At 67.8% G+C, this 12615-nt stretch carries 12 protein-coding genes; 6 read left to right on the top strand and 6 right to left on the bottom strand.

All coding sequences use genetic code 11. The annotated features are described in order from the left end of the window. Positions 1-93: 93 nt before the first annotated feature. Entirely contained in the window at positions 94-924 is an 831-nt protein-coding gene (locus tag AB0M15_RS36275) for a DUF5324 family protein (RefSeq protein ID WP_363829370.1), read from the top strand. A gap of 75 nt (positions 925-999) precedes the next feature. On the opposite strand, the gene AB0M15_RS36270 is transcribed toward AB0M15_RS36275, so the two are convergent. Both AB0M15_RS36270 and AB0M15_RS36265 read right to left on the bottom strand, forming a co-directional pair. Beyond that, complete coding sequence (locus AB0M15_RS36270) at positions 1000-1320, bottom strand: hypothetical protein (RefSeq protein ID WP_363829367.1); 321 nt, start codon at positions 1318-1320, stop codon at positions 1000-1002. 166 nt (positions 1321-1486) lie between these two features. Further along, on the bottom strand, positions 1487-1966 hold the full coding sequence (locus tag AB0M15_RS36265) for a methylated-DNA--[protein]-cysteine S-methyltransferase (protein ID WP_363829362.1): 480 nt from the start codon (positions 1964-1966) through the stop codon (positions 1487-1489). Positions 1967-2079: 113 nt separating this feature from the next. On the opposite strand from AB0M15_RS36265, the gene AB0M15_RS36260 reads away from it, so the two are divergent. The 5 genes from AB0M15_RS36260 to AB0M15_RS36240 all read left to right on the top strand — a co-directional run bounded on the left by AB0M15_RS36260 (position 2080) and on the right by AB0M15_RS36240 (position 6788). Beyond that, a complete protein-coding gene (locus tag AB0M15_RS36260; RefSeq protein ID WP_363829359.1) occupies positions 2080-2808 on the top strand; it encodes a DUF4328 domain-containing protein in 729 nt (242 codons plus the stop codon). A gap of 205 nt (positions 2809-3013) precedes the next feature. Further along, positions 3014-5065 (top strand): DUF4328 domain-containing protein, encoded by a 2052-nt coding sequence (locus tag AB0M15_RS36255; RefSeq protein WP_363829356.1) that lies wholly within the window; start codon positions 3014-3016, stop codon positions 5063-5065. A gap of 4 nt (positions 5066-5069) precedes the next feature. Further along, positions 5070-5858: a sugar phosphate isomerase/epimerase gene (locus AB0M15_RS36250; RefSeq protein WP_363829353.1), complete on the top strand. Its 789-nt coding sequence runs from the start codon at positions 5070-5072 to the stop codon at positions 5856-5858. A 64-nt stretch (positions 5859-5922) separates the two neighbouring features. Next, on the top strand, positions 5923-6555 hold the full coding sequence (locus AB0M15_RS36245; protein WP_363829345.1) for a TetR/AcrR family transcriptional regulator: 633 nt from the start codon (positions 5923-5925) through the stop codon (positions 6553-6555). 86 nt (positions 6556-6641) lie between these two features. Further along, positions 6642-6788 carry a hypothetical protein gene (locus AB0M15_RS36240; RefSeq protein ID WP_363829338.1) on the top strand — a complete coding sequence of 49 codons (147 nt, stop codon included), beginning with the start codon at positions 6642-6644 and terminating at the stop codon, positions 6786-6788. Here the strand turns inward: AB0M15_RS36240 and AB0M15_RS36235 are convergent. The 4 genes from AB0M15_RS36235 to AB0M15_RS36220 form a co-directional block, all read right to left on the bottom strand. Next, positions 6766-7797, bottom strand: coding sequence for an S-adenosylmethionine:tRNA ribosyltransferase-isomerase (locus tag AB0M15_RS36235; RefSeq protein ID WP_363829329.1), 1032 nt, complete (start codon positions 7795-7797; stop codon positions 6766-6768). The genes AB0M15_RS36240 and AB0M15_RS36235 overlap by 23 nt on opposite strands. Then, complete coding sequence (locus tag AB0M15_RS36230; protein WP_363829324.1) at positions 7794-8513, bottom strand: SDR family oxidoreductase; 720 nt, start codon at positions 8511-8513, stop codon at positions 7794-7796. Before AB0M15_RS36230 ends, AB0M15_RS36235 begins: the two co-directional genes overlap by 4 nt. A 41-nt stretch (positions 8514-8554) precedes the next feature. Beyond that, the gene (locus AB0M15_RS36225) at positions 8555-10753 is read right to left on the bottom strand and encodes a discoidin domain-containing protein (protein ID WP_363829321.1); all 2199 of its coding nucleotides are present in this window, start codon (positions 10751-10753) and stop codon (positions 8555-8557) included. Between the two features lie 98 nt (positions 10754-10851). Further along, on the bottom strand, positions 10852-12594 hold the full coding sequence (locus AB0M15_RS36220) for an FAD-binding oxidoreductase (protein WP_363829318.1): 1743 nt from the start codon (positions 12592-12594) through the stop codon (positions 10852-10854). Positions 12595-12615: the final 21 nt, after the last annotated feature.

Raw genomic sequence — 12615 nt, 5'->3', positions numbered from 1 at the left:
TCCTGTCATGCACCACAAGTTCGGGCCGCATCGACGTGCCCAGGGTCATCTCAGGGTGTGGCCGGAACGTTTATCGGCTGGGTACGTCGTACGATGCAAAAGAAGCCGGATCTGTCCAGAAGTCGAATCGAAAGCGTCCATGGAGGAACCGTGGGTTTGTTGAAGTCCAAGGGCCGGGTCGAGACCGCGAAGGACAAGGTCCGTCCGCTGGCCGAGTCGGCCGTGGGCACCGCACGGGACAGTGTGGGCAGCGCACGGGAGCGGGTCTCGCCTTACGCCGAGAAGGCGGTCGAGCGTGGAGCCGCCGTCGCACACGCCGCGGTGGAGAAGGCCGGACCGGTCATCGACGACGCGCTGAGCAAGGTCGGACCGGCCACCGAGCACGCCGCCGAGCGCGCCCGTGAGCGGTTCAACGACGACGTACTGCCGAAGGTGACCGCCGCGCTGGCCACGCTGGCCGCGGCCGCGGAGCCGGTCATCGAGGAGAGCTCACGCCGGGGCAAGGCCACCAAGGCCGCGCTCAAGGGTGAGATCGACGTCCCGAAGAAGAGCCACAAGCTGCGCAAGGTGGTGCTGTTCCTCGGCTTCGGCGCACTCGCCGCCGCGGCCGTGAAGAAGCTGCTCACCCCGCCGGAGCCGGCCTGGCAGTCGACCCCGACCAGCGGCCGCGACTACAGCTCGGCCCCGGCCGGCACGACGTCGCGCCCGGCCGAGGCCAAGACGGCTGCCGACAAGCCGGCCGCTGCCGCGCCGAAGGCCGAGACCAAGACGGACGCCACGTCCGCCAACGGCAAGACCGAGGACGCGAAGACCGAGGACCCGAAGGCCGAGGCCGACGAGGCTCCGAAGGCCGCGTCGAACGGTGCCGCGAAGAAGACCACCACCCCGCGGAAGTCGACGGACTCGAAGCCGACCGACTCCTGATCCACCTCGACACCGCAACGGCGAAGGCCGCGACCCCCAGGTGGAGGTCGCGGCCTTCGTCCGTTCAGCGTCCGGCTAGTTCAGTGTTTCGTCGCCGGGCTCGTCGTCGCGGCGGCCACCGGCGATGTGGACGCGGCCGGCCGAGAGCAGCTGGGTCGCGTAGCGGTGGGTGATGCACGGGTAGTTGCCGCCACACTCACGGCAGACGGCCTCGTTGCGGTGCAGCCAGGGCAGTACGCCGAACCGTTTGATCCAGGTCAGCGGTTCGCGATCCGGTGCATGCAACTGCATCGCCGTCCGGGCCGCGTCCTGGATCTCCGGCGCCGACCACTCTTCGGCGCTCTTGTCCATCAACTGGCTCAGGTCGTCATGGGGCGCCGAGCTGGGCTGCGTCATCTCTTCGTCTCCGGGCAGGTCGGGGCGGAACCAGTCAAACGTGTGATGAAACTGTGTCAGTGCGATCGCACACCGCGACATTAGCGCTTGGCTGTCCGATATCTGGCATCACAACGGCCCGGCGGAAACTTCTTTACGCTTCGTCCGCAACTTCTTCACTGAGTGTTCAGAGCCATTGCGTTTCGATCGTGACCCGTGCTTCCAGTTCGAGCAGATGACGCTTCAACGGGATGCCGCCGCCGAAGCCGACCATCTTGCCGCCGGCGCCGACCACCCGGTGGCAGGGCACGATCACCGCGATCGGGTTGCGGTTGCAAGCGACCCCGACGGCCCGGGCCGCCCCTGGGTCTCCGAGGGCCTTGGCGACCTCGCCGTACGTCTCCATCTCGCCGTACGGGATCTGCTTGAGTCGCTCCCAGACTGCGCGCTCGAACTGCGACCCACCACGCACCGACAGCGGCAGGTCGAACTCGGTCAGCTCGCCGGCGAAGTACGCCTTCAGCTGCTCCCCGGCGGCGATCAACAGGTCGTCGCGCGCCCGGTCCGGGCCGAGCTCGATGGCGCCGAACCGCAACCGGCACAGACCGTCGTCGTCGACGGCCACGGACAGCTCCCCGATGGGCGAATCGAACACGGACCAGCGCATGGTCCTATCGTCCACCCAGACACCGACACTTTGTCAGTCAGCGACGCAAGGTTCGGCTTCGATCACTGTCTGTGTGCTATTTCTGATGGCTCGCCGATCCCGAGGAGGTGCAGATGACCAGTCAGCCGCCGATGGATCGGTGGTTCAGTTCCGAGGAAGCGATGGGCCTGGCCGCCTCCGTACTGATCGGCGTGGTCACCGTGCTGGGCTGGGCCACCGCGTGGTCCGACTGGTACTCCTACCGCACCCTCGAGCGCTATCCCGACGACGACCACAAGTTCGCCCAGGCCGACCTGATCTCCGGCTCGCTCGGCATCGTCGCCGCGCTCGCCCTGTTCGCGGCCGCGGCGGTCTTCATCACCTGGCTGTGGCGGGTCCGCTGGAACGCGGAGATGTTCTGCCGCGGCGAGCACCGGTACACCCGCGGCTGGGTGCTCGGCAGCTGGATCTGCCCGGTGGTGAACCTCTGGTACCCCAAGCAGGTCGTCGACGACATCGTCGCCGCCAGCGACCCCCGCACCCCGACCGGCATCCCGACCCTGCGCGGCATCCCCGGCACCCGGCTGGTCTGGGCCTGGTGGATCACCTGGGTGATCGGGCTGGTGCTCGACAACCTCGCCCAGCGCAGCGTGCTGGACGGCGCCCCGCAGCTCTCCGAACTTCGGACGAATGCTGTGATGTCCGGCATTTCCGCGGTCAGTACGACCGCCGCGGCAGTACTCGCAGTGATGTTGGTTCAGCGCATCAACGAACTCCAGCTCCGCCGGCCGTGGACCCCGTGGTGGGCCCAGGACCAGGCCGGATATCCGGTCGACCGGGGGTACCAACCTCCTGCCCTGTAAACCAAACCGTTACACACGGTCAAGTACCTCGTTACATCTGGTGATGGGCGTACGAAAAGACCGTGTTAAGTCGATACCCTCCGTGCTGGCATCGACTCCACAGGCGTACTTACTTCGTGGTATCAATGTGGCTCGGTCACGCGGGGGCAGGATTCGACCGAGACGCCGAACAGACGGAGTTCCAGCAACGCGAGGGACGCACGACGTGAGCCACCCGCAACGAGCAGTTCTTTCTGCTGTTGAAGACAAAGATGAGTGGCAGCCACATGCCGCCGAGGAGTTCCAGCAGGTCGGTACGGTCGGCAAGATCGCGATCGGTCTGCTCGGTGCGTCCACGGTCACTCATCTGCTCTGTACGTGGTCCGACTGGAACACCTACGGCGTCGTGCACAGCTACCTCGGTGGCGGCCCCAACGTCGACGACGCGGACCTGAACCGCGCCGACAGCATCTCCCGGATCACCTCGATCCCGAACGTCATCATCTCCGTCGCCGCCGCCGTGGTCTTCGTGATCTGGCTGTGGCGGGTCCGGGTCAACTCCGAGGTCTTCTGCCAGGCCGACCATCGCCGCAGCCACGGCTGGGTGCTGGCCAGCTGGTTCTGCCCCGGGCCGAACCTGATCTATCCGAAACAGATCGTCGACGACATCTGGCTGGCCAGCGATCCGAAGACCCCCGTGTACGCCGACGACCTGCGCCGGCTCAGGAAGCCCCTCCTCACGAACGTGTGGTGGGTCGCCTGGGTCGGCGCACTCGTGTTCGACGTGGTGATCCGCCGGGCGCTGATGTGGATGGAGGCGACCGTCGGCTCCCTACGCGGGATCGCCCTGGCCGGGACGGCGTCGCTGATCCTGACCGCGGTCTCCGCCGTCGCCGCGACGCTGATCATCCGCAAGATCAACACCATGCAGACCAGCCGCGAGTGGATGCCCTGGTGGGACCAGCGCGAGCCGAAGCTGGTGGCCGTTCCGTCGTACCGGGTCACCGCCGACGACGACACCTCCGAGCAGCCCGCGATCTCCGAGCCGATCGCCGCGCCGCGGGTGGAGCAGCGTCAGCCGGCGCTGGCCCTCGCCGCCGGTGCCGCGGCCGCCGAGGAGGCTCCGAAGTGGAGCCCGTTCGCACCGGTCGCCGAGACCCCGGCCGCACCGTCCTGGGAGGACGCCGGTCCGGCCACGGAGCAGTTCAACCCGATCGAGAGCTGGCGCGAGGACACCGGCCAGGTGATCGAGGCGCTGCCGTCGTACCAGCAGACGGCCTCCGGGCTGGAGACGCCGACCTGGTCGAGCCCCACCAACCCGTACACCCCGGCCCCGAGCAACGATCTGCTCTCCGCGCCGCTGCCGAGCTGGCAGGCCGAGACCGTGGCTCCGCCGCAGCCCGATCCGTACGCGTACCAGCCGGCCGCCCAGGCCCCGCAGGAGCCGTCCTGGTCGAGCTCGTACTCCGAGCCGTACTCATACGAGAGCACCAGCACCTCTGACTACCTGACCTCCACGGAGCCCGCACCCGAGCCTGAGCCCGCGCCTGTTGCGCGCGCTGGTCGACGGGCCGCTCGGGTCGCGGTCGACAGCCCGTCGACGGTCCAGACCGCTGTCTCCGACTCGGACAGCTACTACCAGCAGGCGCCGTCGCTGCCCGCGCAGGACGACTACCTGACGCCGTCGAAGCCGCTGCCGACCGTGCCGTCGTTCGGCCCCGAGCCGTCGTACGCCCCGGAGACCAGCTACACGCCTCCGACGTACACGCCCGACCCGACCTACGCGCCGTACGAAGCGCCGGCCGCCCCGGTCAGCACCCCGGAGTACGAGACGTCCTACACCTCCGACTACTCGTCGAACTACTCGTACACCGAGCCGACGACGCCGGAGCCGACGTACACCTCGGACTACACCAGCAACACGAGCTACGACAGCTACTCGTCGGAGTCCTCGTACGACACGTACAGCTCGAACACGGGCTACGACTTGTACACGCCGGCCCCGACGCCGGAGACCTCGTACACGGCACCGGCCACGGACTACAGCAGCTCGAGCTACGACAGCACCTACAGCCCGACGTACTCGCAGGAGAGCTACTCCAGCGACTACTCCTCGGACTACGGCACGAGCTACTCCGACCAGCCGGCCACGGACTACCAGCAGTCGTCCCCGTACTCGTACGAGCCGCCGGCCGAGCCGACCACCCCGGCTGCCCCGGAGAAGGACGACTCGGAGACCACCGCTCCCCGGACCCACCCGCGCCGTCGCTGGGTCTGACCGAGTGTTCCCGCTCGGATTCTCCACCCTCGGCTGTCCCGGCGAGCCGCTCGACCATGTCCTGGAACTTGCCAAAGGCAACAACATCTCCGGGCTGGAGCTCCGGACGGCTGACGACGAGTTCACTCATCTCGGGCTGACCGCGGCCGAGCGCCGCGAACTGCGCGCCCGGATCGAGGACGCCGGCCTGGAGATCCTCGCCGTCAACAGTTACGTGAAGCTCTGCGCGGTCGAGGAACAACCTCTCGAAGCGCACCTCGAACTGGCCGCTGACCTCGGCGCCCGCGGCGTCCGCGTCTTCCCCGGCGACGACCCAGGGGACGACTCCTTCGACGACACCGAGGCCACGCATGGTCCGAGCGCCGGCGAGATCCGCGCGCTGGACCGGGTGACGTCCGCCCCGAAGGACTCCCGGATCCTGCTCGAGACGCACGACTCGCACTCCGCCGGCCGCAAGATGGCCCGGCTCTGCCGGTTGCTCGACGCGGAGGCGCCCGGCCACAACGCGAAGGTGATCTGGGACAGCGCCCACACCTGGAGCCACGGCGAGACTCCCGCCGAGGCCTTCGACCTGCTGAAACCCTGGATCGACTTCATCCAGATCAAGGACGAAGACTCGACCCAGGGCTACAAGCCGGTGGCGATCGGCGCGGGCGACTACCCGATCGCCGACCTCCTGCACACCCTCCAGGGAACCGACTACTGGCTCTCCCTCGAGTGGGAGCTCAAGTGGCACCCTCACCTCCCACCGCTGGCCGAGGCTCTGCCGGCCACGGTGACCTGGTTGTCATGACCCGGAGGTGCAACGCTCGTTGTAGTTGTACAACGTACGTTGCACCAACCAGAGGCTGACTCCCATGGACAAGCGGCAAGCAGTGCTCAAGGGCGCGCTGACCGTGTTCGCGCGAGACGGCTACGCCCGCGCGAGCATCGACGTGATCGCCGCCGAGGCGCAGGTCTCGACGCGGACCATCTACAACCACTTCCAGGACAAGGCCGGGCTGTTCCGCGCCGTGATCCAGGACAGCGCCGAGCGGGTCGCCGCCGCGCACCTGCAGATCATCGATCGGTACCTGCGCAGGATCACCGACCTCGAGGCGGACCTGGTCGAGTTCGGCATCGCCTGGCGAACCCCGATGCCGGACTACGCCGAGCACTCCGCACTGGCCCGCCAACTCAGCGCCGAGGCCGGCCACCTCCCCGACGACGCGATCGACGTCTGGCAGCAGACCTTGACGGTTCGCCGCGCGCTGGCCGGCCGCTTCAACACGCTGGCCGACGACGGCCTGCTCGACTTCGAGGACCCGATGCAGGCAGCGTTGCACTTCTGCCTCCTGATCTCCGACTCTTCGGGAGAAGTCCGCGAGACGGTCGCCAGCGGGGTACACACCTTTCTGCACGGCTGTGGCGCCCGGCCGGCGACGGTTGAAAGACGAACTAATAAAGGCCTAGGCCACAATTTCGCGTCGGCGCATGACATTGGGCACTGATCACTCGTCAAAGGAGTGAAGTCCCAACGGGGGACCTTGCAGGTAAGGACATTCATGATGCCCATCAACAGCGGACGGCGGCCGCGGTGAGCCCGCGGGCGGTCGACAAGCGGGCCCGGCCCGGGAACGAAACAACCCCGGGGCCGGCCGGACCACCGGTGACCACGGCGGAGTTCGAGGAACTGGCCGAGGCCGAGGTGACCGTCGAGGTCACCGACGGAGCAAAAGACTGACATCACCGAATTCGTGCCACAGGTAGGAGTGTTCGAGGGCGGCGTCGTAAGCACGCTGGACGACGTCGCCCCCGACCACCGATTCCAGCAGCAGTAGGTGTGAGGCCTCCGGCGCATGCATGCCGGTGATCAGCCCATCGACCACCGTCGCCGGGTGATCGGGCCCGAGCACCAGGTCGGTCCAGCCCTTCGCTGCGCCCACACAGTCAGCCTGTGCCGCCGACTCGATCGCACGGACCGCTGTAGTGCCGACTGCGATCACCCGGCCACCATTGGCCTTCACCCAATTCACCAGGCTCGCAGTGTGCTCAGTTACTTCGTACCGCTCGGGTAGCGGCGGCTCGTGACTCTCCAGCGACGACACTCCGCAGTGCAGCAGGATCGGAGCGATCAGTACTCCGGCAGCCGCCAACTGACTCACCAGCTCGAAACTGAACGGCCTGCCCGCACTAGGCATCTCCGCCGAGCCAGGCTGGTTCGCGAACACCGTCTGGTAGAGCGCGAGCGGCCACTGCTTGCCGACGTACTTGTAGGTGATCGGCCGTCCGTTCCGCCACAGGTAGTTGACCACGTCCGCCACTGGCGGCTTGGCCTTCCACAACCGCAGACTGCTTGGCTCATAGGGCTCCAGCAGCGTCAGTACTCCCTCAGGCAGCTCGACCCGATCGCCAGCCGCGCCACCGAACATCGGCAGGCCGCCGTTGCGCAGCTCGACCACCCAGGTGCCGTCGTCCAGCGCGGTCGAGAAGTGCACAACCACAGGAGCGACACCCGAGCCGGTGATCCAGGTGCCGTCGACCGCGGCACCCAAGGTCCCCGACGTGTTGACCAGCAACAGATCGCCCGGTCGCAGGTGCTCGCCGATCCGGTCGAACCTCGTGTGCGTGACGGTCGACCCCTCCGCGACCAACAGCTTCACCTGATCCCTGGCGAGCCCGCGCGCCTCCGGCGGCTCGACCGCGTTCAGCTCGTCCGGCAACGTGAATCTCGTCTGTGGATGGACTTTCACGACGTCACCGCCGGAGCGAACTCAGCAGCCCGGTACCGACCACTCGCCGGCCGGCTGTCCAGCAACTGCAGAAACGCCGGTACGACGCTCGCAGGCTCGGCCCGATCGGAAATGTCCTCCCCAGGAAAGGCCGCCTGGTGCATCGCCGTGCGCAGATCACCCGGATCCACCGCGTACACAGCCAGCCCCGGATGTTCTGCGGCCAGTACCGCGCTCGCGTGATCCAGCGCCGCCTTGGCCGACCCGTAGCCACCCCACCCTTCGTAGGCCTCGACCGCGGCATCAGAGCTGATGTTGATCACGATCCCGGCGGAAGCGGCCAGCTCCGGCAGCAACGCCTGGCTCAACGCGACTGGCGCGATCACGTCGACCTCGTATACGCGCCGCAACTCGTCGAGGTCGGTGCCCGCCAACCGCTGCAGCGGACTCGCGCCGAGGTAGCTCGCGTTGTTGATCAGGAGATCGAGCCGGCCGAGTTCACCGACCGCGTCGACCAGGTCGGCCCGATGCTCGGCGTCGGTGACGTCGCCGGCCAGCGGCACGACGTCGGTCTTGGCGGCCAGTGCGTCGGCCGCGTTCTTGAGCGCGTCGGTGCCCCGGGCATTGATGATCAGGGCCCAGCCACGCTCGGCCAGGCCGGTCGCCAGCGCGAGGCCGAGCCCCGCGCTGGCGCCGGTGATGAGAGCAACGGGACGGGTCAGGGATTCGTTCGTCATGCCCGCCACCCTCATACCTCAAGCTCGCTTGAGGTCAAGCACTACTGCCCGTAGATCTCGTACTCCGAGAGCTGACCGGCCGGCCAGCCGTTGTTGCCGGTGATGGTGAGCCGCACCCAGCGCGTGTTCACCGTGGCCGGCAGAGTGATCGTCGCCGCGTTGCCGACGGCCGGGTCGAAGGTCCGGCCGGCCGCTGCGGCGAGTTGGTCGTAGGAGGAGTTGTTGGTGCTGCCCAGTACCGCGATGGTTTGGGTCCGGGTGCCCCAACTGGGTGGGAGCTTCAGTACCAGCCGCTTGATGTTCTGGTTGCTGCCGAGGTCCACGGTCAACGACTGCGGCCAGCTGTTGTTGGCGCTCTCCCAGTAGCTGCCCGAGTTGCCGTCGACGGAGTTGCTCGCGACGTAGTTCTGGTTGGTGCTGGTCGCTGTCACCGACTTGCCCGCCGCGAGGTTGCCGGTCGGCTGCCCCGGGTCCGTACCGCCGCCGCTGCCCGGTTCGACCCAGTTGCAGCCGCTCCAGGTCGAGTCCCAGCCGCTGTTGCCGGAACCACGGTTCAGCGCGAACGAGCCACCCGGGTAGGCGCAGTTGTAGACGCCGGCCCGGCCGATACCGCTGGCCGCGACATTGCTGATCGACGCCGAGCCGGTCGTCTCGGCCTGGAAGGCGAAAGTACCGGCGCCTTCGATCGAGCCGCCGTCCACAGTGACGTTTTGCACCGCTCGTCCGGCGCCACCACCGTCGACGAACTGGTACGCCGACCACGGGCTGGCCACCAAGCGGTTGTTGGTGAAGCGCACCTGGGCGTTGATCTGGGTGTCGTACGCATCGACCCGGATCGCGCCGTGCGGGTGGTTCTGACCCCAGTTCGGGTTCATCGCGCCGGTCCGGACCAGGGTGTTGCCGGACACCGTGATCGTCCCGGCCAGCGGGTAGAACGGCGAGCCGAACGACTGGTTCGAGATCGCGATCCCGCCGCCGAGCGCGTTGGTGTCGGAGATCAGGTTGTCCCGCACGGTCAGATCGGTACCGCCGTAGATCGCGATGCCGTTCGCCAGGTTCGGCTGCACGATCGTGTTGTTGGCGAAGGTACTGTTCCGGTTCGCCGCGTGCAGCGACCACATCGCCAGCGCGTCGTCGCCCTGGTTGCGGAGGAAGTTGTTCCGCACCTGCACGTTGTACGCGGTGCCGTTCAGGTTCAGGCCGTCCGCGGTCATGTCGTAGAACCGGTTGTTCTCGACCACCAGGTTGTCGTTGTTGCCGGTCAGCCACATCCCGACCTTGAGGTGCTGCAGCCAGAGCCCGGAGACGATCGAGTTCGGGCCGAGCTGGCCGTTGACGAAGTTGTCCGGCGACTCGTCGTGCCGCTCCGTCACCTCGCCGATCACCGCGAAGTCGAAGAGCTTCACGTTGCCGCCGCCGTTCGGGCGGTCGATCAGGTGACTACTGAGCAGGGTCGAGTGCCAGCGCCCGGCGCCGCGGATCGTCACGCCGTCGGGGTTGATCGTGCCGCCGACCTTGAACCGGCCCGCCGGGATCCACACGGTTCCACCAGAACCGCGGGCACTGTCGATGGCATTTTGGATCGCGCCGGTGGAGTCGTTGTTGCCGTTCGGGTCCGCGCCGCGGTCGGTGATCGAGATCGAGCCACCAGGCTGACCGGCGGGACCGGCCACGTTCTCGAACTCGACGTCGTCGATCGTGTACGGGCCGGCGGTGTTCTCACCGTCCACCTGCAGCTTGATCTTGGCGCCGGCGTTGACGGTCTGGCCGAGTTGCAGCCGCGCGTGGTCGTACAGCTTGTGAATCCGCGACCCGACGATCCAGCCGGTGTCGACATAGCTGTACTTCGAGGTCACCTGCAGCTGCTGAGACAGCTTCTGGCCGTTGACGTAGACCGACAGGGTGCCGGCCCGGCCGTCCGGGATCGAGTACGCGACGTTGATCGCGTTGGTGGTGCCGGGGGCGGTGAACTCGACGTACTGGCCGCCGTTGAGGGTGACGGCCTGGCGGTTGGAGGCCTCGGCGGCGAGCGTGCCATGGCTGTAGCTCGGGCCGATCTTGCTGCCGTTCGTCGCCGAGCTCTCCGCTTCGAGGATGGTGAACGGGAGGGAAGCGCCGACCGCCTGGATCGCGGCCGGGGCGGCTTGGACGGGGATCGCAGAGAGTCCTGCGCCGGCGACGACAGCTCCGGCGGCGACTGCCAGAACGGCCAGGCGGGTGGGTTTTGGGCGTGGGGGCATCAGATGCGCCTTCCTGGGGGCGGACGGAGGGCAGGGTGCGCCACACCTTAAGGAAGGAGCTAAGTCAACGCAATAGTTCAACTACTGCATGCAAGTTTTCAACACTTGAGCAGGATGCCGGGGTTGAGGATGCCGTTCGGGTCCAGGATCCGCTTGACCGCCTGGAGCGCCTCGACGGCCAGTGGGCCCACCTCGGCCGAGTAGGCCTCGCGATGGTCGGTGCCGACGCCGTGGTGATGGGTGATGGTGCCGCCGGCCTTGGCGATCGCCTGGTTGGCCGCGGTCTTCGCCTGCCGCCACTGCGCGACCGCGTCGTCGGTCTGGGCGGAGATGACGGTGAAGTACAGCGAGGCGCCGGTCTCGTAGACGTGCGAGACGTGGCAGAGCACGATCGGCGGAGTGCCTTGGCTGGTCAGGTCGTTGACCAGGGCTTCCGTGACGCCGGCCTTCAACGCCGGGAGGGTCGACCAGAAGCCGGCTGTCTCGAGCGTCTCGACCAGCGCGCCTTCGTCGAGGAGGGGATCGCGGAGATACGGAGCCCGGTACCGGCCTTGGCGCCAGGTGTCACCGGGTCCTTCGCCGAGGTACTCGCCGCCGGCGGCCGTTAGCACCTCGGCGAGTTCGGCGCGGCGTAGCGGCGTACGGGCGCCCTCGAAGCCGACGATCGCAAGCACTCCGCCGGATCCACCGCCGAGCACGTTGGGGTCGGCCAGATTGATCGCCGTTTCGGCCTCGTCCGACAGCCGCAGCACAGTCGGCAACGGCCCGTCCTGCGCCAGCCGCCGAATCGCAGCGAGTCCTGTGTCGAAGTTGTCGAACCGCCAGCCCTCGAAGGAGCGCTCGGTCGGGCGAGGCCGAATCCGCACCACAACGCTGGTGATGATGCCCAGCGCCCCTTCCGACCCGAGGAACAGCTGCCGCAGATCCGGCCCGGCCGCCGACATCGGGGCCCGCCCCAACTCGATCATCCCGCGCGGCGTAGCCACCGTCAGCCCGACCACCATCTGATCGAACCGCCCATACCCCGCCGACGCCTGCCCACTGGACCGCGTCGCCGCATACCCACCGATACTCGCGCCCTCGTACGACTGCGGAAAATGCCCCAACGTATACCCCCGCTCCGCCAGCAACCCCTCAGCCGCCGTCCCCCTAACCCCCGCTTCGATCGTGGCCGTCCGAGAAACCTCGTCGATCTCCACCAACCGGTCGAGCCGCCGCAAATCAACCGCCACGAACACAACCCCCTGCGGGGCCAACCCACCCACCACCGAGGTCCCACCCGCATACGGAACCACCGCAATGCCCCGCTCGGAGCAAACGCTCAGGAGCGCCTGCACGTCCTCATGCGATCCCGGATAGACAACCGCAGCCGGCATATCGCTGGTGTCACCCCTCCGATGCCGCAAAAGATCAGGCGTCGAATACCCCCGCGTGTGCGCCCACCGACTCTCGAAGTCAGTCACCACATGCTCCGCCCCAAGGACCTCCACCAAGACCCCAACCTCATCCCCACCAAACTCCCGCCCTCCGCCCACGGCGGACGGCACGGCAGCTGCACCCGCGGCGATCCCGCCGAGATCGGCGGCGCTCAGCACGCTCGTCCCACGCGCCCCGTCCAGCTCGCCCTCGTCGCCCGCCTCGTCCGACCCGCTCACCTCGCCCTGCCCACCCTGCCCACTCGGGGTGCTCTCGATACCGCCACCCGGCTTGGCAGGCGTTGGGCGGCGGACTCCTAGGTGTTTGAGCGCCTCCAGCGCTGCGGCGGGCAGCTCGACGGCTTGGGTGGGGTCGCCCCAGCGGCCGGGGGTGAGGTTGGCCACCGGGAGGTCGGACTCGGTCATGGTGGGCTCCCCATCTGTGGT

This window comes from Kribbella sp. NPDC051718 (assembly GCF_040681515.1).
GTDB lineage: Bacteria > Actinomycetota > Actinomycetes > Propionibacteriales > Kribbellaceae > Kribbella.
This window is presented reverse-complemented; position numbering and strand designations above follow the sequence as displayed.